General features: G+C 48.3%; 25 protein-coding genes. 17 read left to right on the top strand and 8 right to left on the bottom strand.

The window, feature by feature from the left end:
* Nucleotides 1-5 precede the first annotated feature (5 nt).
* The 8 genes from CFK45_RS11660 to CFK45_RS11625 all read left to right on the top strand — a co-directional run bounded on the left by CFK45_RS11660 (nt 6) and on the right by CFK45_RS11625 (nt 3620).
* Nucleotides 6-941, top strand: a complete 936-nt coding sequence (locus CFK45_RS11660; RefSeq protein WP_096086620.1) for a hypothetical protein — start codon at nt 6-8, stop codon at nt 939-941.
* A gap of 190 nt (nt 942-1131) precedes the next feature.
* On the top strand, nt 1132-1353 hold the full coding sequence (locus CFK45_RS11655; protein WP_096086619.1) for a hypothetical protein: 222 nt from the start codon (nt 1132-1134) through the stop codon (nt 1351-1353).
* An 80-nt stretch (nt 1354-1433) separates the two neighbouring features.
* Nucleotides 1434-1754 (top strand): hypothetical protein, encoded by a 321-nt coding sequence (locus tag CFK45_RS11650; RefSeq protein WP_096086618.1) that lies wholly within the window; start codon nt 1434-1436, stop codon nt 1752-1754.
* 28 nt (nt 1755-1782) lie between these two features.
* Nucleotides 1783-2127 (top strand): hypothetical protein, encoded by a 345-nt coding sequence (locus tag CFK45_RS11645; RefSeq protein WP_096086617.1) that lies wholly within the window; start codon nt 1783-1785, stop codon nt 2125-2127.
* 22 nt (nt 2128-2149) lie between these two features.
* Complete coding sequence (locus CFK45_RS11640; protein WP_096086616.1) at nt 2150-2482, top strand: hypothetical protein; 333 nt, start codon at nt 2150-2152, stop codon at nt 2480-2482.
* A 37-nt stretch (nt 2483-2519) separates the two neighbouring features.
* Nucleotides 2520-2870: a hypothetical protein gene (locus CFK45_RS11635; RefSeq protein WP_143247568.1), complete on the top strand. Its 351-nt coding sequence runs from the start codon at nt 2520-2522 to the stop codon at nt 2868-2870.
* A gap of 13 nt (nt 2871-2883) precedes the next feature.
* Nucleotides 2884-3243, top strand: a complete 360-nt coding sequence (locus CFK45_RS11630; RefSeq protein ID WP_096086614.1) for a hypothetical protein — start codon at nt 2884-2886, stop codon at nt 3241-3243.
* 11 nt (nt 3244-3254) lie between these two features.
* Nucleotides 3255-3620, top strand: coding sequence for a hypothetical protein (locus CFK45_RS11625; protein WP_143247567.1), 366 nt, complete (start codon nt 3255-3257; stop codon nt 3618-3620).
* 427 nt (nt 3621-4047) lie between these two features.
* Here CFK45_RS11625 and CFK45_RS11620 read toward each other — a convergent pair whose 3' ends face one another.
* Together CFK45_RS11620 and CFK45_RS11615 are read right to left on the bottom strand one after the other, a co-directional pair.
* Nucleotides 4048-4302, bottom strand: coding sequence for a Txe/YoeB family addiction module toxin (locus CFK45_RS11620; RefSeq protein ID WP_096086612.1), 255 nt, complete (start codon nt 4300-4302; stop codon nt 4048-4050).
* A complete protein-coding gene (locus CFK45_RS11615) occupies nt 4299-4550 on the bottom strand; it encodes a type II toxin-antitoxin system Phd/YefM family antitoxin (protein WP_096086611.1) in 252 nt (83 codons plus the stop codon). The genes CFK45_RS11620 and CFK45_RS11615 overlap by 4 nt, the downstream gene beginning before the upstream one ends.
* Before the next feature lie 299 nt (nt 4551-4849).
* Here CFK45_RS11615 and CFK45_RS18340 point away from each other — a divergent pair, with 299 nt between their 5' ends.
* The 3 genes from CFK45_RS18340 to CFK45_RS11605 all read left to right on the top strand — a co-directional run bounded on the left by CFK45_RS18340 (nt 4850) and on the right by CFK45_RS11605 (nt 6912).
* Complete coding sequence (locus CFK45_RS18340) at nt 4850-5158, top strand: hypothetical protein (protein ID WP_143247566.1); 309 nt, start codon at nt 4850-4852, stop codon at nt 5156-5158.
* Nucleotides 5159-5163: 5 nt separating this feature from the next.
* Nucleotides 5164-5484: a hypothetical protein gene (locus CFK45_RS11610; protein ID WP_143247565.1), complete on the top strand. Its 321-nt coding sequence runs from the start codon at nt 5164-5166 to the stop codon at nt 5482-5484.
* A gap of 150 nt (nt 5485-5634) precedes the next feature.
* Nucleotides 5635-6912, top strand: coding sequence for a glycerophosphodiester phosphodiesterase family protein (locus CFK45_RS11605; RefSeq protein ID WP_096086609.1), 1278 nt, complete (start codon nt 5635-5637; stop codon nt 6910-6912).
* 47 nt (nt 6913-6959) lie between these two features.
* On the opposite strand, the gene CFK45_RS11600 is transcribed toward CFK45_RS11605, so the two are convergent.
* The gene (locus tag CFK45_RS11600) at nt 6960-7232 is read right to left on the bottom strand and encodes a TMEM165/GDT1 family protein (RefSeq protein WP_096086608.1); all 273 of its coding nucleotides are present in this window, start codon (nt 7230-7232) and stop codon (nt 6960-6962) included.
* Nucleotides 7233-7236: 4 nt separating this feature from the next.
* Nucleotides 7237-10434: a response regulator gene (locus tag CFK45_RS11595; RefSeq protein ID WP_096086607.1), complete on the bottom strand. Its 3198-nt coding sequence runs from the start codon at nt 10432-10434 to the stop codon at nt 7237-7239.
* Between the two features lie 153 nt (nt 10435-10587).
* Here CFK45_RS11595 and CFK45_RS11590 point away from each other — a divergent pair, with 153 nt between their 5' ends.
* Both CFK45_RS11590 and CFK45_RS11585 read left to right on the top strand, forming a co-directional pair.
* A complete protein-coding gene (locus tag CFK45_RS11590) occupies nt 10588-11550 on the top strand; it encodes a hypothetical protein (RefSeq protein ID WP_096086606.1) in 963 nt (320 codons plus the stop codon).
* A 239-nt stretch (nt 11551-11789) separates the two neighbouring features.
* A complete protein-coding gene (locus CFK45_RS11585) occupies nt 11790-13358 on the top strand; it encodes a serine hydrolase domain-containing protein (RefSeq protein ID WP_158224681.1) in 1569 nt (522 codons plus the stop codon).
* A gap of 21 nt (nt 13359-13379) precedes the next feature.
* On the opposite strand, the gene CFK45_RS11580 is transcribed toward CFK45_RS11585, so the two are convergent.
* The 4 genes from CFK45_RS11580 to CFK45_RS11565 all read right to left on the bottom strand — a co-directional run bounded on the left by CFK45_RS11580 (nt 13380) and on the right by CFK45_RS11565 (nt 16586).
* Nucleotides 13380-13775, bottom strand: a complete 396-nt coding sequence (locus tag CFK45_RS11580; protein WP_096086604.1) for an acyl-CoA thioesterase — start codon at nt 13773-13775, stop codon at nt 13380-13382.
* A 30-nt stretch (nt 13776-13805) separates the two neighbouring features.
* Nucleotides 13806-15170 (bottom strand): TRAP transporter large permease, encoded by a 1365-nt coding sequence (locus tag CFK45_RS11575; RefSeq protein ID WP_096086603.1) that lies wholly within the window; start codon nt 15168-15170, stop codon nt 13806-13808.
* Between the two features lies 1 nt (nt 15171).
* A complete protein-coding gene (locus tag CFK45_RS11570; RefSeq protein WP_239923657.1) occupies nt 15172-15702 on the bottom strand; it encodes a TRAP transporter small permease subunit in 531 nt (176 codons plus the stop codon).
* A gap of 170 nt (nt 15703-15872) precedes the next feature.
* On the bottom strand, nt 15873-16586 hold the full coding sequence (locus tag CFK45_RS11565) for a SapC family protein (RefSeq protein ID WP_096086602.1): 714 nt from the start codon (nt 16584-16586) through the stop codon (nt 15873-15875).
* A 267-nt stretch (nt 16587-16853) separates the two neighbouring features.
* Here CFK45_RS11565 and CFK45_RS11560 point away from each other — a divergent pair, with 267 nt between their 5' ends.
* From CFK45_RS11560 to pstA, 4 genes are all read left to right on the top strand, one after another.
* Nucleotides 16854-18041, top strand: coding sequence for a hypothetical protein (locus CFK45_RS11560; protein WP_096086601.1), 1188 nt, complete (start codon nt 16854-16856; stop codon nt 18039-18041).
* A 264-nt stretch (nt 18042-18305) separates the two neighbouring features.
* Complete coding sequence (locus tag CFK45_RS11555) at nt 18306-19352, top strand: PstS family phosphate ABC transporter substrate-binding protein (RefSeq protein WP_096086600.1); 1047 nt, start codon at nt 18306-18308, stop codon at nt 19350-19352.
* 178 nt (nt 19353-19530) lie between these two features.
* On the top strand, nt 19531-20916 hold the full coding sequence (gene pstC, locus CFK45_RS11550; protein ID WP_096086599.1) for a phosphate ABC transporter permease subunit PstC: 1386 nt from the start codon (nt 19531-19533) through the stop codon (nt 20914-20916).
* Entirely contained in the window at nt 20909-22207 is a 1299-nt protein-coding gene (gene pstA / locus CFK45_RS11545; protein ID WP_096086598.1) for a phosphate ABC transporter permease PstA, read from the top strand. Before pstC ends, pstA begins: the two co-directional genes overlap by 8 nt.
* The last annotated feature ends 10 nt before the right edge of the window (nt 22208-22217 follow it).

The following is a 22217-nucleotide window of genomic DNA, read 5'->3' as shown; positions in this document are numbered from 1 at the left end:
TAATCATGGATTTTGAAAAAGGTAAAAAGCTTGTTTATTCCTCCGATATCATTGATCGAATCGATAGATTTGAAAAAATCTTTACTCGTCGTTTGGAGTCAGAGCCATTTCAGGACTTAGATGGAGCTGCCTCAGCTTATTGGATAAATGTTCACGCAGCCTTTCTTAGTGCAGCTTTTGTAGATAAGGATCGGGATGAAGCGTCGAAGCTACTCGAAGTCCTAGTTAAAATTGTAATTTTACGGATACATATTCTTCCTGTGCCGTCATCCAGCTTTATATCTACGCCATCAAGTGTTTATTATCCGCTTGTTTTGGGTGATGATAAATATATCGAGTGGCATGCTCAGTTTGTACTTCCTTTTGTGCTATCCGAATATGTTGGTAGGGCAAAACAGTGGAATGAACCATTTAGCTACTATCAAATTTCTTTGTTGCTTCGCCTAGCGCTTCTTGGCGAAGATGATCTGATTGGCGAGATGTGCAATCGAGCATTTAAGTGCGAAGAAACTGTAAAGAAAAAGCGTTTATATATTCACGATTACAAGTTTTATGCTGCGCTTATAGCTAAAGATGAAAAAGGGGTTGCGGAACAGCTTGAATTAATGTGTTCGCCTAAGTTTCTTAAGTATCGATCGGATGATGATAGTCAGTGGTCGAGAGAGCAATACTTTTTTCACGGCTGGGCAACACTGTATGCGAAAGTAGCTGAATATAGAGGTCTTGCCATTCCGGATGGCATAGTTCCCCCAATTTTTAATGAACTTTCTTTAAGCACAGAAAATGCTTTTTTGGAGAATTTTGAATTTCTTAAGAATTTCGATATTTTCTCGCCATTCATGGGCATTTCTGATTACTGTGATGATCCGTCAGCGCTATCGCCAGGGCCTAAGTTCGATCTGGAATACGCCCGCTCTTATTTTTGGAAGGGTTTAGAGTAAGAAAATAGAAGAAACAGAGTTGACACTTCACACTGATTGGTACTGTATATTTTTACCCTACAACATTTAATACGCGTTTATATATGAAATATCTACTAGCCCTTATAGTTTTTTAAGCTCAACTTTTGTACATGCAAACTATTATTGCACTGGAAAAATATCTCACCTTGGTATAAGTGATGCTCTTCATATGAGCAATGGTTTTGGTGTTCATAAACTTTGTGAATTTAGTGAACAAAAATGCAATGCCTGGTTGTCCATGCTGATGGCGGCAAAAGTATCTGATAAGACAGTAGTGATTTACTACAAAAGCGATGCTGCGCAAGGTGGCAACCAGAACGGCGGTTTGTGTCAGCTTATTGGTAGTTGGGTCTCTCCAGCTGATCCTATTTATTATATTCAGATGGATTAAAGTAATAAGCCGAACGTAGTGCGGCTAGACCTCAAACTCCACACCGGTGTTTTCTTGAAAAATATTCGATAAATAATTTTATGAAAATTCTAGTTATTACAATTTCACTAATTTTTCTAAGTGATTTTACCTATGCCGACGTTAGTGCTTATTACGAGGGTAAAGTGACTGAGGTGGGTTATGAGGCTGAGCGTGGTCTGATTATTATCGATAATTCTGCACTGGATGATGTGGCGTGTTCTGGTTTTTATGTGGATCTTAATAATCACGCTCAGCAAGTTGCTTATAGTACGGCTTTGGCGGCAAAGGTATCAGGTGCGCGTGTCAAGCTGCGTTATGTGGTTGATGGGCCACTTTATTACTCAAACTGTTTGCTATTTCAATTAAGTATTGTCGAATAAACTGTCGGCATCATTTTAAGGTTAATCAATGTTTTCCCGAATATATCACTGTGTTTTATTATTTTTATTTGGCGCGGTTTCACAGCTTGCGCATTCAGCTTCGGTGAGCAAAGAGCTAACCATTAAAGAGGTGGGTTTTTCCAAAAACACTGGCCGAGTATTTATCAAAAGTTCAGATCTTGCTGATGAATCCCACTGTTCATCTAAAGACCACTACGCAATGCCGTTAGGCGAGCCCGAGTCTTTTTTATTTTACTCAGCAGCGCTTACCGCTTTAAATGAAGGTAAGAAAGTCCGTGTTTTATATGAAAGTAGCGGTGAATGTTTAAGTAATGCACCCGAGGTGCTGGTTTTCTGGAACTTAAGTAGCTGATCGGCACTAGCTGGCATTAAAAATGAAACTATTAACTCTAACGGTATTTTTATTAATTTCGAATGTAGTTTATTCGAATAGTGTGCATGGTGTGGAAATAATCAAGCTGGCAATTAATCCAGCTTATGGCAACTATGTTCTTATAAAATTAGATCAGCCCCCAGAGAGGATTTCTTGTTCCGAAAACGGAAGCTGGGATTTTACTTTATCGTTAACAAGTGATGTATATAAACATATGTATTCGCTTTTGCTTTCGGCATTTATGGCGGGCAAAAAAATTGATATTAATGGTACTAACAGTTGTAACGAATTCCCTCATATTGAGAGTGTAAATACTCTGCATGTAAATACCTAAAAATTTATTCTTCCAAATTATGATCAGTACTAAAAATATGAAGTTAGTTTCAACTACACTGCTGTGCTTATCTTTATCACTCTTAAGTAAATTTTCTTTGGCAGAGTCTTATTCCCATAGTTACAACTTAAAAGTCACTAGTGTCTATGCGGGATATATAAAGAAAAATGCATTTTTTGAGGTGGATTCTGAGCTGAGCAATAATGCCGGATGCACTGCTAAGGCCATTGCTGTTGACCCGGAAAGAAGCGATGTGGAACAGGTTTTATCTGTTCTTCTTTACGCTCACGCAACCGGCAAGCTGGTTGATTTACAAATATATAATGAAAGCTGCTTTGACAGCCACCGTATTCTGCGAAGAGTAAAAGTTAAAAACCAAAACAGCTGAAGATCATAAAACTATGAGAGTATTTATAAAAATTTTGTCAGGCTTTGTTTTACTTGGCTGTGTTTATACTGCCAGCGCCGCTACGGAAACTACCCCCTATGGCAAGGTTACCGGTATCGAAAGTCGTTCCTGGGGTTTGCATGTGCAGGTTGATTTTCAGGTAGGCCAGGCACTTGGTTGCGCTGTAAATCCAGGCGCTATGTATATGTTGGATTTAAGCGAAGCCAAAGTTAGTAAAGATGGCGGCAATTATGAATTTATCCAGTCGGCTGTGCTTGCGGCATTTATTGCGCAGTCTGATATTTCATTTCACCTCTACGAATGCAACCCATCAAACAGGCCTTATATTGGTCATATTCGTTTGAAAAATTAATAGGAAGTAATGTGTTTAGTAGAATGCGAGAGAAGGCAATTAAATTGTTATTCGCTGTAATTATTTTGTTTACAGCAAGCAATGTGTATGCAAATTATATAGGCCAAAAGAGCGTAACGGCCATGTACGGCAGTGGCATTATTTTTATTGGCGTTGAAGGCGCGCCAAGTGATACTTGTCATCACTACGGTTTTAATTTTAGGTTTGATGCAAGAACACCCGAAGGGAAAAATATATTTTCAATGTTACTTGCCGCAAAGATGGCCGATAAAAAAATCAACATCTGGTATAGCCCTAGTTCACAACCTGGGTCAGATCACTCTAATGGTTGCAGCGCCGATGCTGTAGCAGTACTAAATAGTATTGGCATTAGTTGATTGTAGTAGGATGAATAGCAATATGATTAGAGTACTTATAAGTCTTCTGCTGATTTTTTCTCCGGTTTGTCTTGCGTGGGAAACAACATGTGGGAAAGTTAAGCGTGTGTTTAGTTGGTCATCAGGGTCAGATAGATACGGGCTTCGGGCAACGTTAACAAATCTACCAGAGTCGTGTACGGGTTTTTGGATTGCTCATCAAGATGAAAATAAGCAATTTGCGTTTAGCATGTTGTTATCTTCTGCTGCATCAGGTATCAAAACTTGCATTCAGTATGACCCGGATTTAACAAAATATGATGGCATGTGTAAATTAAACCACGTATATATTGAAACTAAACACTAATAAAATGAAAAATTTCCTGTTTTTATATTAAAGAATCATTACCCGAGTGTTTATATTATTCAATGTATATCGATCTATGCCTCAATAGTGATATCTGAGTTGAGCTATTAATATCGAATTATCTTCGATTGCGTAAACTATTCTATGCTCATCGTTGATGCGACGAGACCAATAGCCAGAAAGAGCATGCTTGAGAGGCTCCGGCTTTCCGATACCTTCGAATGGAGAGCGAGATATATCTTTTATCAGAGCATTTATCCTTTTTAAAAGTTTCTTGTCTGTCTTCTGCCAATATAGGTAGTCTTGCCAAGCTTGCTCTGAAAATATCAGTTTCACTCAAGCAGCTCCCTTTCTGTTCCTTTGCCTTGCCCTAGCTCGGCAACTGACTCGATAAGGCGCTTTGCGTTCTTGGGGCTTCTAAGTAAGTACGCAGTTTCTTCAAGGGCTTGGTAGTCCTCCATTGAGATCATCACAACTGCACCTTCCCCTTTTCTGGTAATGGCAACAGGGGCGTGATCTTGGCATACTTGTTCCATTGTTTTGGCTAGGCTATTTCTGGCTGCAGTGTAACTAATACTTTGCATAATTAAACCTGTACATGTACGTAAATATGTACATATGATATCAAGGCATTACAATGCGGTCAAACTGACAGCTTGTCCCTCCCCCTGTTACTGGAAGTATCTCAATTGCTGTGCTTGGTAGCTATCAAGTCAATGGCCCGAGTGAAGAAAGTGCAAACCGAAAGTTTTCACTAGTTTTATCGGCATTTATGGCAGAGAAAAGCTTGTAGTTAACACGGAAGGTTGCGCTGGTAATCGCATGAAGCTTGGTTGGGTGCGTTTGGTAAAGTAGCCGTTACAATTTAAGGGTAAAAAATAGAGTGAAAAAATTATTATTGGCTGTTGGGCTTTTTGTATACTGTGGGGCGGCCACTGCCGATAGCTTAGGTCGAGTCGTACATATAAAGCGAATATTTTCTGAAGGAAGTACAACCGCTGGTTTTTATATCAAAGAATCACTGCCCGAGTGTTTATGGGGTTTAATGTATATCGATCTATCCAAAGAGTCGGGTAAAGCTATTTTCTCTCTCGTTCTTACAGCAAAAACAGCAGATCAATCTATTGTAAGGATCGACTATAAAAAAGATGAGAGCGGTAAATGTTTAGTTTCTGCTTTACATACAGAGTAAAAATTATGTTTAAGAAAGTTAAGATCTTAGTTTTATTTCTATTTGTAGTTGCTAGTTCTGTTTCTCATTCTGAAGGTAGTGGCCAGACAGTTGAGCAGATCTTCTATTGTGGTGATGACTTTGCTATGCGTATGAGTGGCGGGGATTGGTATCTTGTTCAGAAATCCAAGGTTGGAGAAAAGAAGCTCGATCACTTCTTGTCGTTGGCAATGTTTATGATGGCGTCAGGAAAAAAAACAGCAAATGTGTTTCCCGGTGATAAAATCGATCAGTGGTGTGGTACATCAAATCTAAGGCCAATTCATATATTAAGTGTCAAGAATTAAACCGTACTTTGTTATTGACCTGTATATTTACGCCAAGCCAGCCCTCTTCTGGCACCCCAATCTTTAATTCACTAAAACGTCGCCAAAAATAAGCTCTGTTGCAATAGTATCAACGCAAAGTCTTCTGACAATTATGTATTTGGAGGAAGTATGCGCGTTTTTACTGTTGTTTCGCTGTGTGTTTCAGCATGTGTTTTGGCGCTAGCTGCGAGTGTTAGTTTCGCAGGCCATGGAGAAGGTTATAAATATTGGCACTATATGCCAAGCAAGGTTGAGCTTGGCCCCCGGCCATTTTTTTTAGTCGATGATATGGACGAAAGTGGTTTAAAGCGAAAGCTTAAACGCTGTGAAAACCGTACTTTTCGCAAATCGACCTTTTCTATTGGCCACCGCGGTGCGCCGCTGCAATTTCCGGAGCACACAAAAGAATCGTATATTGCCGCTGCCAAGATGGGCGCCGGCATACTTGAGTGTGATGTAACCTTTACTGCCGATAGAGCTTTAGTCTGTCGCCATTCTCAGTGTGATTTGCACACAACCACCAATATTTTGCTAACAGAGCTCGCTGAAAAATGCAGTGTGCCGCCGGCTTTTGATGTAGATGGCATGTTAACCAATGCCGCCGATATTAAGTGTTGCACCAGCGATATAACACTTGCTGAATTTAAGAGCCTGCAGGGCAAAATGGATGCTGCAAATACCGCGGCAACCAGCATTGAAGAGTATATGAATGCCACCGCTGATTGGCGCACAGATTTGTATTCCGGCAAAGGTACCTTATTGTCTCACCAAGAGAGCATTGAATTATTTGATTCGCTTGGCGTTGATTTCACTCCCGAGCTTAAGGCGCCATCGGTGGCCATGCCTTTTGAGGGTGATTACACACAAGAGCAATACGCCCAGCAGTTAATTGATGAATATCGCGAAGCGGGCATACCCGCCCGGCGAGTGTGGGCCCAGTCATTTAACTATGACGATGTGTTGTATTGGATTAACAATAACCCGCGCTTTGGCCGCCAGGCTGTGTATTTAGAAGGTGCCTATGATCTGGATATCGATCTGGAAACCATGATGGAGTGGAAATACGACGGCGTGCAGGTAATCGCTCCGCCGATGTGGGTGTTGTTGGACGTTAACGCCTACGGAAAAATAGTGCCGTCTCAGTACGCCAAAAATGCGCGCAAGGCCGGTTTAAAACTGATTACCTGGACTTTAGAGCGCTCTGGCCTGCTAAAAGACAACGGTGGCTGGTACTACCAAACGGTCAATGGCGATTTGGGTAAAGCTGATGTTATAGAGAGCGACGGCGATGTGATGGAAGTGCTACATGTGCTTGCCAAAAAAGTTGGTGTGATTGGCGTTTTTTCCGACTGGCCGGCAACCACCACTTATTACGCGAACTGCATGTTGCCCAAAACAACCTGGTAGCTTTTTTGTAAGGCGCTGTTTACTCTGCAGCGCCTGTATTCAGCCCGCTAGGCAGAATACAGGGTCCACAGGCCGATTAATACAAAGCCTACGCCGGCAATATAGTGCAGAACTTTTTCGTTAATATAAGCGGAGAGTAAACTGCCGGCGAGCACACCCACTGCCGAAGCAACAATTAAGGCAGCAGATGCGGCAAAAAATACCAGGTACTTGCTTACCTCTTTATCTGATGCAAATAACATTGTCGCCAGCTGGGTTTTGTCGCCAAGCTCGGCGATAAACACCGCGACAAAAATTGTTAAAAATACTTTCCAGTCCACTGTATTAATGGCTCCCGTTGTTGTGTTGTTGCCACAGTTTAAATGCCGCTTCAAAATCCCAGTTGTCTATATGCTGGCTGAGTGTTTGAAGTTGATCACTTTTTATACCGTTGCTTAGCTCATCTTTAATATGCATAAAAACGCTTTGTGCTTCGCTATCGTAGTTCGCGAGCAGCTCGCCAAGTTGTTGCCACTTGTTTATAAAGTCAGCACTTACTTGTACAGTGTTTTTCGCATTTTTTATGTTGTGCTGTTGAGCGCTGTCGCTTTCTTTGGCCGTAAATTCTGCCAGTTCTGTTAATACGGCTTTTAGTTCTTGCTCAAGTTTTAGCGTACTTGTATCAAATTGCTGATTTTTATACGCCTGCTCTACTCGCTCGGCTTGTTGCTGAAGCGCACTTGCGCCTATGCTGCCGGCGTTGCTTTTTAAACTGTGCACGTAGCGCTCAGCTTCGGCCTGCTCATTGTTTTGCAGTTTGTCTGATAGGTTTTTGGCCATATGCCGATAGTTGTCGGCAAAACGTAGTAACAATTTGTGGTATAGCTCGCTATTGCCATCGCAGTGTAAAAGGCCGAGTTTTTTATCAATGGCTGCAGTGCTGCTCTGTCTTGGCGGTGTTTTTGTTTTGCTGCTTGTTGTGACGTTTGCTGTTGAGTTAATCCAGCGCGCCAGGCAAGAAAACATGTTTTCGATATTGAGCGGTTTGGCGATATGGTCGTTCATGCCTGCCTTCAGCACCTTTGCCCTGTCTTCGGGCATTGCATTGGCGGTCATCGCAATAATCGGCAGGGATATCAAGCCAAGTTGTTGGCGGATAATTTCGGTGGCTTTGTAACCATCCATAATTGGCATTTGGCAGTCCATTAATACGGCATCGTATTTGTGCTGTTTTAACAGGGCAACGGCCTCTTTGCCATTTTCCGCAAGCTCAACATTCACGCCGCGCTGTTTTAGCAGGGTCAGTGCAAGCTCTTGATTCATGTCGTTGTCTTCCACCAACAGCACGCGCGCGCCATCTAAGTGTTTTGTATCGCCAGTTAAAAGCTCGGGCTTATTTGTTGTTGAAGTCTGGGCGCGGCCCAGTGCCGCCCACAGCTCATCGAGCAAGTTTGATGGCGTCAGTGGTTTGTAAACAAAGTTTATTTTGCTAAATTCGCCGAGTTCAGTGGCGAGCTGTTCGCGCTGATAGTGTTTGACCAATAATATGCAGGCTATTTGTTTGTCTTGCAGTATGTTCAGCAGCCGTTTTAGTTCTTTGTTGGGCTGGTCAGCATCAATCAACAGCGCATCAAAACGATTGAGCTCATCGAGTCGTATCTGCTGCAGCCCACTCAAGCTTTTTAACTGCATGCCAAAACTGTCGACAATGCTGCCAAGCACTTGCCGGCCGAGCTCATGGCTGTCGACAAGCAGCAGTGAAAGCTGCTCTGCGCCTTTGTATTTGTCTCGGTACTTGTCTCGGTATAGCGCGCTGCGTTTTTCATCGCCGAGCTCAAGTTTGGCGGTGAAATAAAAACTGCTGCCCTTGCCCAGGCTGCTTTCAACCCACAGTTCGCCGCCCATTAATTGGCTCAGTTGTTTGCAAATACTAAGGCCTAAGCCAGTTCCGCCGTACTGGCGTGTGGTTGATACATCGGCCTGGCTAAAGGCCTGAAATATTTTTTGCTGTTGTTCGCGGCTCATGCCTATGCCGTTGTCTTCAACACAAAACTGCACATTGCCTTTGCGTTTGCTGTCTTTTGGCAGGGGTTGTATACGAAAGACGATCTGCCCGTCGCGCTCGGTAAATTTAACTGCGTTGCTGCCAAGGTTGGTTAATATCTGGCCCAGGCGCAGTGCGTCGCCAACAAATAAACGGCTCAGCTCCGGGTCTATATGAAAATAAATGCACAGGTTTTTTTCTTCGGCTTTTAAGCCGATCAGGCTGGAAATTTTGTCGAGCACCTGGCCGAGCTCAAAACAATTGTGTTCCAGTTCGAGTTTGCCGGCCTCAACTTTACTGAAGTCGAGAATGTCGTTGATGATGCCGAGCAAAGCTTCGGCGGCGCTGTAAACTTTGTTGAGGTAACGTCGTTGCTGCCCGGCTTCGTTGCTTTGCAGTGCCAATTGGCTCATGCCCATAATGGCATTCATCGGCGTGCGTATTTCGTGGCTCATATTGGCCAAAAACGCCGATTTTGCAACATTGGCCGCTTCGGCTTGTTGCTGAGAAAGTTTAAGTTCACTGTTTAGGCTGCGAAGGCGCAGCTGGAAGCGGCGCACATAATAAAAAAGCGCGGAAATGGCGATAATAAAAATAAGTGCAAGTACAGCGGTTAACTTGCGAACTTTATTGGCGTGCTCAAGATCTTTGAGCCGCGCTTCGCGCGAGTTATCGAGCAGTTCATCCGAGCGCAGCGCAGCGTTAATCATGCGTGCCGTTACCGTCTCGGCTTCGAGGCTGAGCGCCGCGAGCTGTTCAAAATTGCCAAGATAGTTTTGTACACTCGGCACCAGCTTGTCGAGCAAGGCAATTTCATTTTTGTTTTCAGAAAGCCCGCGTATGGTCGAAATTTCTATCTGCACGGTTGTCAGTTTGCTGCGCACGATGTCTGCGAGGCGCCGCTTTTCGTCGTCCTGTTCACTTAAGCTGAAATCTCTGTCGATCTGGCGAATTTCGGAAAGGTTTAAGGCCAGGCGGCTTAAGTGCTGCTCTATTTGCAGGCGCCTGGCCTGTCTGTCGGGCGAGCTGCTGCTCTGGTCAAAGCTCTGTTGGTGATCAATCAGGGTGTGCATGGTTTGCGACGCGTCCTGGGCGGCGCTGACCATGGCTTCGCGCGCAAGATAGGCCTTGCGGCGCAAGCGCTGGTAGCGCTCAAAGCTCTGGCGGTACTGGTGGACAACATCGTCTAAGATGCTCAGGCGCTTAAGGTCCTGGGCATTGTTGCTGCCGGCAACAAAGTTCGCCGAGAGTTTTTCTACTTCCGCAATATAACTCAGCGCTTCGGCGGCGCTGTTTTCGTCGCCGTCGCGGGTAAAGATCAGCTCGTTTAAGCGCGCGCGGTCGAGCAGGCCGACAATTTCGCTGGCCGCTGCATAGCGCTGTAAAGCGTGGGCGAGCTGGCTCTGGCTAAACCAGGCCAGCAGCGCAAGCACGGCAAGCAATACAACAATTGAAACAAAACCGTAGAGTATGTGTTGTTCTTCTTTGCTTTTAAGCATAAGTCGCTCGGGGTGTGAACAGCAAAAGTGGAATAAAAGGTGCCGCGCTGAACGTGCTAAATAGGGTCACAGATTAACAAGTGTGGGCAGCGCAGCGATAGCCTGTATGATGTCGGTTGGTTATTGACAAGCGTTTTTCAGTAGGAGCACAAAATGGCAAAAAGCATAGTACTTGCCGCAGGTATGGGTGGCGCGGTGCTGGTTGCCGCCGCAGTTTCAGGGCAGTGGTGGATACACTCTCAGGTTGAGCAAAAAGTGAACGCCGCCATTAGCAAGCTTGAGCAGAATGAAAACATCGACAAGGTCAGTTATGAAGACCTTGATGTGGCGCCTTTTGGCCGCGAGATCGAGCTTGTCGGTATTAGTTTCGAAACCAAAGACAGCGCCGACCCGGTTAAATTTGAATCCATGCGCATCTACGATTACGACATCAATAATGAGCTGCCTCACTATATGAACGTCGCCATTGAAGGTTTGCTGCTGCCTGATTCCATGGTGCAAGAGCTCGCCGCAGACGACAGCGCCTTTGCCGATTATTTAAAAAGTGTTGGTGTTGCGCAAACCCTGCCGGTGCAGGCGTCGTTCTCTTACAACTACCAGGAAGAAGAAAATCAAACGCAAACCGCGCAGCTGGCCATTGCCCTGCCGGAAGTGCTCGGTTACGAAGCCGACTGGATTACCAAAGGTGTACCGCTTGAACTGCTCTACGCAGACCCGGCCGATCAAACGGCACAAATGCAGGCCATGATGGCGATGACCTCGGGTTATTACCCCAAAATTGCAATGAGCCTGACCGATCTCGGCGGCGTGCCGGTGTTTATGCAAGAGCTTGCCGACGAGCAGCAGATCAGTGTCGACGAGCTTAAAACTCAGTGGCAGCAGCTTATGCAGATGCAGGCCTCTGTTGTTTTGCCGCCGGGTTTACAGGGCCCGGCCAACGATGCGATTGAGCAAGTTGGCGTATTTTTAAGCGGTGGCAAGTCACTGCAGCTTTCGGTTGAGCCGGAGTTTGAAGGCAGCTTTGAACAGCTGAGCATGCCGGTTATGCAGGCTTTTATGAGCGGCGATTTTCAAACCGTTATCGACTTGTTAAAACTGCAGGTTAAAGCTAGCTAAGCCTTAGTCTCAGCAGCTTTTTGGCATTCAGCTTAGGTCCCTGCTTAACCGCCCGCTTCAGTCCCCTGCTTCAGTTCCGTGAGTTTTCACAAAAACATCACGGAACTTATTGCGCTTTTATTTACCAAATTGCAGTTACAGCGTGTTACAGACACATGCTTTGTTCTGTTTTACGCTCTGTTTACTGAACTCAGAAGCAACGCAGATAGCTTATCAACGCTCTGCTAGGGATGGTAAATATGATTAAGCGCGCCAGCATCTTAGTGTTGTCTTTGTTTTTGTTTGCCTGTGGCGGCGACAAAAACAGCACGGGCTCCAACAGCACGGACCCCAATAACAACTCAAATGCCAACGATGGTTTTGACGAACTGCGCCAAGTTGCCAGGGCTCAGTTAGAAGCCAGCATTGCTCCAGCGTTATCGATTGCAATCTACCAAGCCGGCGAGATTGTATTTGCCGAAGCTTATGGCGAAAAAATTTACGGCGAGGGCCAGAGTGTCGATAGCAACACGCTGTTTCAGCTCGGTTCAACAACCAAGATGTTTACCGCGCTGGCGCTGCTACAACAGATTGATCAAGGCCACTTTAATCTCGACGACAGCCTGCTAGAAGCCATGCCGCAACTGCAGCTTGCCGAGCTTGAGCGGCCGCTGTGGCAGCAAATTAGTTTGCACGATTTAATGAGCCACCAGGGCGGCCTTGCCGAATTTAATCGTTTTAATCACGATGATGAAACGCTGCTCGATTTTAGCCGCGATACCTACCCCGCCCTCTATGGGCCGATGAATCCCGCCGGCCGTTTTTTTAACTACAGCAATAGCCACTGGACTTATATCGGCGCGCTGCTTGAGCAGAGTCTGAATGCAGATTTTGCCGAGCTGATGCAAACACAGGTATTTGAGCCGCTGGAAATGCCGCGTACAACAGTCAAGCGTGAGCAAGTACTGCGCGATGGCAACTACGCGCTGGGTGCGGGTAATATTTACCAGGGCTCAGAGATAAGAGCCGGCCGGGCCCAGAGCCTCGATGAAGTGCCGGGCTCGCCTTTGGGCATTCCCGCCGGAGAGTTCACCTGGTCAACCCCGTCAGAAATGCTGAAGATGGCGGAATTTCTACTCTACGGCGACAGCAATATTTTGACCGATGACTTGCGCCAGCAAATGACCTCGGCCCAGGTTGGCCTCGATATCGGTTTGCCTATGAGCTACGGCTACGGCCTGTTTATCAGCGAGGGTTTTAGTGATCAACAGCAGTGGTATGCAACACCGCTGTGGGATCACGGCGGCAATACCTACGCCTACACCAGTATGTTTTGGCTGCTGCCCGAGCAGCAGATTGCGGTGAGCATTTTATCTAGCGGCGCGCAGACCGATTTCACCGCAACCATGATGGCGGCGCTGCGCGCGGTTACGGACTTGCCCGCGCCCACCGAAGTACCGGTTGAGCCGGTGGCGAGCGATTTGTTTGAAAAACACGCCGGCCGTTATGTCGGCGACATCGGTGTAGTTGATGTGTCGTTAGTTGATGGCAACTTGCTGGTCGATATCCCCGCGTACAACCAGCAGGGTTTAGTCTACGACAAGCAATTACAGCCGCTTGCCGCTTCGTACTTCAGGCTAAAAGTTGGCAATGAGAACATCGATATCACGTTTATCGGCGCTGAAGACGGCCCGGCTTCGGAATATATTCGCCACCGCGAGTTTGTGTTGATACGCGACGATGCCGCCAGTGTTGAGTTTGAGCCGAGCGCCTCGCTGCAACAGCACTTGCATGAGTTAACTAAAAGCGAGCCGACGACCAGCCTGTAAACTTGAGCCGGCCGCGCTTTTTTAAGAGCTTATCGGGCGGGTGCGGCCGACATCGTCGATGGCAACGTAGACAATTTCGGTTTCAGTGACTTTTTGCTGGCTTTCCCACTTGTAGTGTTTGACCCATACCTCGAGGTTACAGGTCAGCGATGAGCGGCCGACATTGGATATTTCGCAGTAGCAGCTAACCGTCGCGCCGACCGGAACCGGGCGCAAAAACGCCATGGCGCCAACACTGACCGTGGTCACCCTGCCTTTGGCCACTTCGCGCGCGGCGATGGCGCCGGCGAGATCCATCGTCGACATTAACCAGCCGCCAAATACATCGCCGTTGCTATTGGTATCCTTTGGCAAAGCCAGGGTCTGTAACACAAGTTCACCCGTTGGGCACGGGTCTTGTTCGTCGCTGATATCCATAATTATCCTTATTTGTTTGGGTCAACAGGCTCAGTTTTTTAAACTGTAGGGCAGCCAGGTTGCAATTTCGGGTTTGATTGTCAGCAGTGCCAATAACAAGAGCTGAATGCCTATAAATGGAATTACGCCCCGATATATAGCACTGGTTTTGACACTTTCTGGTGCAACACCGCGCAGGTAAAACAGGGCAAAACCAAAAGGCGGCGTTAAAAAACTTGTTTGTAGATTCAGAGCAATCATGATGCCAAGCCACAACGGGTCAAAACCTAACATAAGTAGCGCCGGCGCAACCAAAGGCACAACAACAAACGTGATTTCAATAAAGTCGAGAATAAAACCGAGCAGGAAAATCAGCAGCATAACCACCAGCAGAGCGCCGTAGCGCCCGCCCGGCAGGCTTTCAAATAGGCTTTCCATCATGTGCTGGCCGCCAAAACCGTGGAACACCAGAGAAAACAGCGATGCGCCAAGCAAGATAGCAAAGACCATGGCGGTGACTTTGGCTGTGCTATCGAGCACGCCTTTGAGCACCTTAAGATCCAGGCGGCCGCGACTGTGGGCAAGTACCAAGGCGGCAATGGCGCCGACGCCGGCGGCTTCAGTTGGGGTTGCCTTGCCACTGATAATCGAGCCTAAGACCAGCGCGATCAGCAACAGCGGCGGCGCGATGCTGTGTGCAAGTGCGGCCAGGCCGATTTTTTCTTCGGTGTTGGTTGTTGGCGCCTGCTCCGGGCGCAGCTTGCCGATAAGCAGCAGGTAGACAAGGTAAAGTGCCACTAACAACAGGCCGGGAACGATGGCGCCCATAAATAAGTCGCCAACACTGACGGGGCTGATATTAAAGTGGCCGAGCTTGAGCTGGGCCTGTTGGTGAGCCGAGCTGATAATGTCGCCGAGCAGAACCAGGGCGATGCTCGGTGGAATGATCTGCCCCAAAGTGCCGGTTGCACAGATGCTGCCGCAGGCGAGCTCGGGGCTGTAGCCGCGCTTGAGCATGGTCGGCAGAGAAATCAGGCCCATGGTCACCACGGTGGCGCCAACGATGCCGGTACTGGCGGCGAGCATGGCGCCGACCAATACCACACTTAAACCGAGCCCGGCGGGCAGGCGCCCGCACAGCCTCGCCATATTTTCGAGTAGCTCTTCGGCAACTTTAGAGCGTTCTAACAGCACACCCATCAAAATAAACAGCGGCACGGCGATCAGCGTGCCGTTGTTGATGGTGCCAAATACCCGGTCTGGATAAGCGAGCAAGAGCTTTGCATCAAAGCTGCCGCTGACTATGCCAACACCGGCAAACAGCAAGGACACGCCGGCGAGGGTAAAAGCGACACTGTAGCCGAGCATCAGCGCAGCGCAGATGCAGATAAATAAAATAAGGCTCAGGTATTCCATCTTAGGCCTCCGGCTCGGCGATGCTAATGTTCAGCAGTTGGCGGCAGCATTCGGCCAGCGCTTGCAGTGCCAATAAAAAACCAGCCAGTGGCGGCAGCGTTTTCAGTACAAAAACCAGTGGCAGGCCACCGGGGTTCAGTGAAGCTTCGCCGATGCGCCAGCTTTGCACGCAGCTCTGCCAGCTGATAAACAGCAGGAACAGAGCAAAAGGCAACAAAAACATCAGGCTGCCGACAAGGTTGACCCAGGCTTTTTGTTCGCGGCCCATGCGCCGGTAAAAAATATCCACCCGCACATGGCCATCCGTGGCGACGGTATAAGCCAGGCAGAGCATAAACACAAAGGCGTGTGTGTAGCTGATGCTCTCTTGCAGTGCGGTAGAGCCAATATTGAACAGGCGCAAGAACACCACCAGGCTGACACACAGAGCCATAAACAGCAGCAGCCAGCGCAGGCTGTTGGCGATGGTTTTTTGTATGCGTGAAATTGAAACACTCAGCTTTGTGAAAGCGAGTTGCAGGGCGAGCGGCATAAACTTCCTTCGCGGCGGCAGGCCAGGCTGGGGATCAACTTGATCGGGCGTTAATATCGAAGCTGGCGCCGTTTTCTATTTTTAGTTTTGGGGCGTGATGGCTCGGTTAAGCGGTTTCAAAAAAGCTGTTGATAATCAAAACCGCTTAACTGGTTTAGGTTTTACGCGCCTTAGCGCTGATTTTTCCAGCCGATCATTTTTTCTAAATGCGCAAGTGAGCTAATCATTAGGTAACACAGTTGCAAGGCGCCGCTTTTGTGGCAATCGACCAAGGTTTTTTCATCGAGCAGTTTGAGCTTTTCTTCGTCGACACTAAAGACTTCGGGCAGCTGCAGTTTGTCGTCGTCTTTTAAGCTCAGGGTGAGCTTGACCGGGCTTACCAAAGCTAAATCAACCAGGTTTTTGGCCATCGCCGCGCTGCTTTTATTGTTGCTCATCAGCTGGGCAAAGGCGGTTTGAATACGCTGCAAATACGCCGAGGCTTTGCCTTCTTCATCAAACAGCGGCATGCCGTGAGTGCCCTGCAGGCGCAGTGAGCTGCGATCAACGGCGATTTGCCCCTCGCCCGAACTCTGGCCTTCGGGCAGCATAATCTGAAAGGGCCGGCGGATAATGTCGATAGGCATAAAGCTCGCGCGCCACTGGCCTTGCTCAACAAATAAGTTTTCGCCGCTTTCAAAACCGAGCAGCGCGGTAAATTGATACGTATCGGCTGGCCCGGCTTTGGTAACAAAAATCGGGTAGTCGTGGGCGAGGCTGGCGACTTCTCCGGCCAGGGCATAACTTGCGTTTACTTTAAATGCATCGTCGTCGTAGTTATTAACATCAACGTGCAGGTCGCGGTGAATTTCAGGGCTGAGCAGTTCGAGTTGCGCTTTAGACATAGAGCTTATCTTTGTTGTACTTGTTATCCGGTTGAGAAAATGCCGGGCGTGCAGGCAGCTGCTTTTGGCAAGTCGCAGAGTATAGCGGAATAATGTATCAGAACGAGAAGCGCGTGTTGTTAAGCTCGCCACAATAACTGTTTGTAGCTACAAATTGCACTTAATGTCCGCGTACTGCTTTGATCTTGGCGTTAATTGATGACATCGAGCTCCGCGTCTTTATAATGCGCGCCCTCTTATAAAGCTAATAACGGAGCTAAAAAAACAATGGGGACTTATTTACACAAGCTTATTGCTGCGACTTGCCTAAGTTTAATGCTGGGCGCCTGCGGCGGCGGATCATCCGACGACGCCCCGGAGGGCAATAATCACCGAATTATTAAAGAGATAGAAATTAACGGTTTTCAATATTCCAGTTTAAGCCCACTGGAAGGTGAAGAGGTTGTTATCAGCTTGCTCAGCACTAACTTTCATCAGCTTGAGCTCAGCTACGACTGGGATGTAAGTTTTCAGGGCGCTGATTACGGTTTTGCCGGCCAGGGCACGGATACGATTCGCTTCACTGCCCCCGACGTTAAGCGCGACCTGCCAATGACTATCAGTGTCACGCTCGATCTGGTAGGTGGAGATTTGTTGGGCGACGACAGCCTAAATGGCAGCATTACTGTAATTGATCTGAATTCATGGGGTCTGAATCAAGTTGCGCCTTCGGCTTTTACCCGGGATAAGCCAGAGCAGGTCTCCAGCTACGATGCCTCTGTCTTTGATGAAGATATAACTTGGCAGCTGACGAGCTTTTCAACCCTGAACTTCTTAGGGGACGTCATATTGCTTGGTGAAAAGCATGTTGTCAGTGTGGCTCAGGCTCAGGTTGCCAGTTGTGATCAGAGCTTTGAGGCCAATTTGACCCAGCTATTTGGCCCTAAACCAGAGCTCTGTGCGGCGAACGCCGAGTCGAGCACCGACTATTACCAAGATGCGGAGTCTCTGCTTGTTAAACACAACTGTGGCAACTACGTTGTTGAAGCGATTAGTTTGGTAAAAAAACACGATGAGCTGGGAACCGTCGATGTAAGTTTTGATAGTTTTACCGATGTCAGCAACGCGCCAGTGCAGTGTGTTAACAGCTTAAAATATCTCAACCTTAGCACTGAGCAAGCTTTTCAGGTGCTCGACGCTTCCGTGGCTTACGGGGCTGATGTGCTCGAGATAGTTGTTGATATCGACGAGCTAAATCACTCGCTGTTGTTTGCAGATGAAGCCTCCAACCCCGAAACCGACATTCGCCTCAGTGCAACAGCGTTGGGCAGTTTTGATGGCGCTTCGGCCCAGAGCTTTAACATTAGCCAGAGAAACTGGAACAGCGACTCAGTGCAACTGAGCGCCAGTTTTGAACTGGTTGACGACGAAGGTGTTACCGAGATGGTTGAAATGGAGCTGGACCTCAACTTTTAAGCGCTTGTTCGTCAAGCGCCTGTTAGGGCCCAAGCTAAAGGCCTATTTTTAGCTTGGCGCGCGAGTGCTGTTCCAGCCAATGTGACAGTTTTGTGTCCACAGGCAAATCCCGGTAACAAAACTGTCATATATGAGTCATATTATTCCCGGCAGTGGGAGGCTTTGGCTGAACACCGCCGTTTACTTTAGCCAGTGCGTGCGGCGGTTTTCAGGCAAGGCATCCTTCCTAGTTTTATTAATGACATACCTTCTGAGGTTAGTAACGTGAAAAAACTGATTGCCAGTGCTGCTGTTGCAGCGAGCATGATCGCCGCGACCACAGCATCTGCTGCTTCTCGTGATTCTATCAGCGTTGTGGGTTCTTCCACCGTATTCCCTTTTTCCAAAGTTGTCGCTGAGCGCTTTGGTAAAAGCACTTCGTTCAAAACACCAACTATTGAAAGCACCGGTACCGGTGGTGGTTTCAAAGAGTTCTGTAAAGGCACGGGTGTAAGCACTGTTGATATCAGCAACGCTTCGCGCCGTATCAAGCAGAGCGAGTTCGATATGTGTCAGAAAAATGGTGTTAAAGACATCATTGAAGTTCTGATCGGTTACGACGGCATCGTTTTAGCTAACTCTGTTAAATCCAAGCCTTTTACCCTGACCCGTCGCGATATCTTCCTGGCGCTGGCCAAAGAAGTTCCCGCTGCTGACGGCAGTGAAAAGCTGGTTGAGAATCCTTATAAAACCTGGAAAGACGTCAACCCTGCCCTGCCTGCAACCAAGATCGAAGTGCTTGGCCCCCCTCCAACATCTGGTACCCGCGACGCATTTGCCGAGCTGGCCATGGAAGGTGGTTGTAAGACTTTCCCTTGGATCAAGGCGATGAAGAAAAAGAACAAGGCAAAATACAAAGCGATTTGCCACATTGTTCGTGAAGATGGCGCCTATGTTGAAGCCGGTGAGAACGACAACCTGATTGTTCAAAAACTGAACGCCAACCCGAATGCTCTGGGCATCTTTGGTTTCTCTTTCCTCGATCAGAACCTCGATAAAGTTCAGGCTTCTAAAATTGACGGCCAGGACCCCGAGTTCGAAACCATCGCCGACGGTTCTTACCCTGTTAGCCGCCCTCTGTACTTCTACGTTAAAAAGGCCCATATCGGCGTGATCCCCGGTATTGCTGAGTACCTGACTGAATTCACCAGCGAAAAAGCCTGGGGCGAAGAAGGTTATCTGACTGACAAAGGCATGATTCCTCTGTCTGATGAAAAGCGCAAAGAGATCAAAACTCGCGTTCAAAACCAAGTGGCGATGACTGGCCTGTAAGATAGCTGTAAGGAGAATGACCTAAGCTCGCTTTGCTTTTGTAGCGACTTGCGCCACTCTCCTTTAGAATACGCGCAAAATTGCCAGGTGGTGCCCCCACCTGACCCCAGAAGCTCTGAATGAATCAGCCTGACTGGATCATTCGGAGCTTTGCCATATCTGCTAAACAGAAAAATTTATGAGTATATCGGTACTGTTAGTTGGCATGGGCCTGATGATGGTTGCTGCCTTTTTCCTCGGTCGTGGCCGTTCGTTAGCCGTTGCCGGCGAGCAGCGTTTGAATTCCCTGCCCAGCTTCTACGGCATACTCACTGCGCTTTGGTCTATTTTGCCGGGCATTGCCCTGCTGGGCCTGTGGAGCATTTTTGACAGTAACTTAATTGAATACGCCGCCCTCAAGCACTTGCCCGAAGCGCTGCAGGGCGCGCCCGAGTCCGAGCTCGGCCTGGTGATGAACCAGATTTACAATATCGCCAACGACAAATATGTCGGCGAGGCACCGGTCTATATGATCGAAGCGGCCAATGCGATTATCAGCATGCAAAAGCAGAGCGCCTGGCTCCAAGGTGTGATTGTGCTGGCGGCCATGTTTATTGGTGCGGCGGTTGTCTGGTTTGCCATTAATCCGCAAATGAAGGCGCGCAATCGCGTTGAATCCCTGTTCCGTGTTGGCCTGCTCGCCTGTGCCTGCATCGCGATTTTGACCACACTCGGCATCTTGCTGTCGGTTTTATTTGAAAGCCTGCGCTTTTTCCAGAGTGTGCCGATCACTGAATTTTTGTTTGGCACAACGTGGAGCCCCCAGGGCGCGCTGCGTGCCGATCAGGCCGCCTCTGAGTCGAGCTTTGGTGCCGTGCCGCTGTTTGCCGGTACTTTGCTGATTGCCGGCATAGCAATGATTATTGCGGTGCCGACTGGCTTGATGGCGGCGATTTATCTCAGCGAATACGCGCCCCAGCGCTTTCGCTCCATCGTCAAACCACTGCTTGAAGTTCTAGCTGGTGTACCGACAGTTGTTTACGGCTTTTTTGCCGCACTGACGGTTGCCCCGCTGATTCGCGATATTGCGGTCAGCATAGGTTTAAACGAATACGTCAATGTCACCTCCGAAAGTGCCCTGGCTGCCGGCCTGGTGATGGGGGTGATGATTATTCCATTTGTCAGCTCGCTGTCTGACGATGTTATTAATGCCGTGCCGCAAAGCCTGCGCGACGGCTCTTTTGGTTTGGGCGCAACGCCGTCGGAAACCATCAAACAAGTTGTGATTCCGGCGGCTCTGCCGGGCATCGTCGGCGGCATTTTGCTGGCGGTTAGCCGCGCCATCGGTGAGACCATGATTGTGGTCATGGCCGCCGGTCTCGCCGCCAACCTGACCGCCAACCCGCTCGACTCGGTCACCACGGTGACGGTGCAAATTGTAACGCTTTTGGTCGGAGACCAGGAGTTCGACAGCCCGAAGACCCTGGCGGCCTTTGCCCTCGGTCTGATGCTATTTATTACCACCCTGGCGTTGAACTACGTCGCTCTGCACGTTGTGAAGAAATATCGTGAGCAATATGACTAACCCTGATTCACAAAACCAAGCGCTGACGACCGCGCAAAAAGTCGAACTGAGCCTGAAAAAACGCTATCGCGCTGAAGCCCGTTTTAAAGCGTTTGGCCTGGCTTCAATCTGCTTTGGCCTGCTGGCGCTGGTGGTATTGTTTAGCAATATTATCGGCAATGGCATTGGCGCTTTTCAGCAGACCGATATTCAGCTCGAAGTCACGTTTGACAAAGATACGCTGGAAATCGACGACGCCAGCGATGCGCAGCAACTTGCCATCGCCAACTTTGACGGCGTGATTAAAAACGCTCTGAAAGCGCGCTTTCCCGATGTTAAGAGCCGCCGCGACAAACGCTTGCTCTACGGCATGATCAGTATCGGCGCGAGCTTTGATTTGCGCGACTATCTCAAAGCCCACCCGGAGAAACTCGGCAGCACTGAAACGCTGTGGCTGCTGGCCGACGACGACTACGACACCTATTACAAAACTCTCAAAGCGGGCGAGCCTTTTGTCGGCCGCATGAATGAAAAACAGCAGGCTTGGGTGCAGTCTTTGCTCGATAACGAGCAGATGAAAAGCAGCTTTAATACCCGCTTCTTTACCAGTGGCGATTCGGCTGAGCCGGAGCTCGCCGGCATACTCGGCGCATTGGTTGGCTCGCTGCTGACGCTGCTGGTGACCCTGCTGCTGAGCTTCCCCATCGGTGTCGCCGCTGCGATCTACCTTGAGGAATACGCCAAAAAAACCAAGCTGACCGACTTTATCGAGGTCAATATCAACAACCTCGCGGCCGTGCCGTCGGTGATTTTTGGTTTGCTCGGCCTCGCGATCTTCCTGAACTTCTTTAATATGCCGCGCTCTATTCCCCTGGTTGGTGGTTTGGTACTGACTTTAATGACCTTGCCGACCATTATTATTTCGAGCCGCGCGGCGATTAAAGCGGTGCCGCCGTCTATTCGCGAAGCGGCGCTCGGCATGGGCGCGTCTAAGATGCAGATGATTTTGCATCACGTGTTGCCGCTGGCGATGCCGGGTATGCTCACTGGCGCCATTATCGGTATGGCTCAGGCGCTCGGTGAAACCGCGCCACTTCTGATGATTGGCATGGTTGCTTTTATTGTCGACATCCCCGGTGGTGTCACCGATCCGGCGACGGTGTTGCCGGTGCAAATTTTCTTGTGGGCAGATAGTCCCGAGCGCGCCTTTACTGAGCGCACGTCGGCGGCGATTATGGTGCTGCTTGCGTTCTTGATCACGATGAACGCGCTGGCCATCTGGCTGCGCAAGCGCCTTGAGCGCCGTTGGTAAGTTTTACTCT

The sequence above is a fragment of the Agaribacterium haliotis genome (assembly GCF_002312815.1).
GTDB lineage: Bacteria > Pseudomonadota > Gammaproteobacteria > Pseudomonadales > Cellvibrionaceae > Agaribacterium > Agaribacterium haliotis.
The sequence above is the reverse complement of the archived record's forward strand: the minus strand, read 5'-3'. Positions and strand labels throughout refer to the sequence as shown.

Coding starts and splice junctions, on each gene's coding strand:
- CFK45_RS11645 (WP_096086617.1), top strand. CDS start 1,783: ATGTTTTCCCGAATATATCACTGTGTTTTATTATTTTTATTTGGCGCG.
- CFK45_RS11590 (WP_096086606.1), top strand. CDS start 10,588: ATGGCAAAAAGCATAGTACTTGCCGCAGGTATGGGTGGCGCGGTGCTG.
- CFK45_RS11660 (WP_096086620.1), top strand. CDS start 6: ATGGATTTTGAAAAAGGTAAAAAGCTTGTTTATTCCTCCGATATCATT.
- CFK45_RS11560 (WP_096086601.1), top strand. CDS start 16,854: ATGGGGACTTATTTACACAAGCTTATTGCTGCGACTTGCCTAAGTTTA.
- CFK45_RS11610 (WP_143247565.1), top strand. CDS start 5,164: ATGTTTAAGAAAGTTAAGATCTTAGTTTTATTTCTATTTGTAGTTGCT.
- pstA (WP_096086598.1), top strand. CDS start 20,909: ATGACTAACCCTGATTCACAAAACCAAGCGCTGACGACCGCGCAAAAA.
- CFK45_RS11605 (WP_096086609.1), top strand. CDS start 5,635: ATGCGCGTTTTTACTGTTGTTTCGCTGTGTGTTTCAGCATGTGTTTTG.
- CFK45_RS11655 (WP_096086619.1), top strand. CDS start 1,132: ATGAGCAATGGTTTTGGTGTTCATAAACTTTGTGAATTTAGTGAACAA.
- CFK45_RS11635 (WP_143247568.1), top strand. CDS start 2,520: ATGAAGTTAGTTTCAACTACACTGCTGTGCTTATCTTTATCACTCTTA.
- CFK45_RS11650 (WP_096086618.1), top strand. CDS start 1,434: ATGAAAATTCTAGTTATTACAATTTCACTAATTTTTCTAAGTGATTTT.
- CFK45_RS11575 (WP_096086603.1), bottom strand. CDS start 15,170: ATGGAATACCTGAGCCTTATTTTATTTATCTGCATCTGCGCTGCGCTG.
- CFK45_RS11570 (WP_239923657.1), bottom strand. CDS start 15,702: ATGCCGCTCGCCCTGCAACTCGCTTTCACAAAGCTGAGTGTTTCAATT.
- pstC (WP_096086599.1), top strand. CDS start 19,531: ATGAGTATATCGGTACTGTTAGTTGGCATGGGCCTGATGATGGTTGCT.
- CFK45_RS11585 (WP_158224681.1), top strand. CDS start 11,790: ATGATTAAGCGCGCCAGCATCTTAGTGTTGTCTTTGTTTTTGTTTGCC.
- CFK45_RS11640 (WP_096086616.1), top strand. CDS start 2,150: ATGAAACTATTAACTCTAACGGTATTTTTATTAATTTCGAATGTAGTT.
- CFK45_RS11615 (WP_096086611.1), bottom strand. CDS start 4,550: ATGCAAAGTATTAGTTACACTGCAGCCAGAAATAGCCTAGCCAAAACA.
- CFK45_RS11630 (WP_096086614.1), top strand. CDS start 2,884: ATGAGAGTATTTATAAAAATTTTGTCAGGCTTTGTTTTACTTGGCTGT.
- CFK45_RS11595 (WP_096086607.1), bottom strand. CDS start 10,434: ATGCTTAAAAGCAAAGAAGAACAACACATACTCTACGGTTTTGTTTCA.
- CFK45_RS11580 (WP_096086604.1), bottom strand. CDS start 13,775: ATGGATATCAGCGACGAACAAGACCCGTGCCCAACGGGTGAACTTGTG.
- CFK45_RS11565 (WP_096086602.1), bottom strand. CDS start 16,586: ATGTCTAAAGCGCAACTCGAACTGCTCAGCCCTGAAATTCACCGCGAC.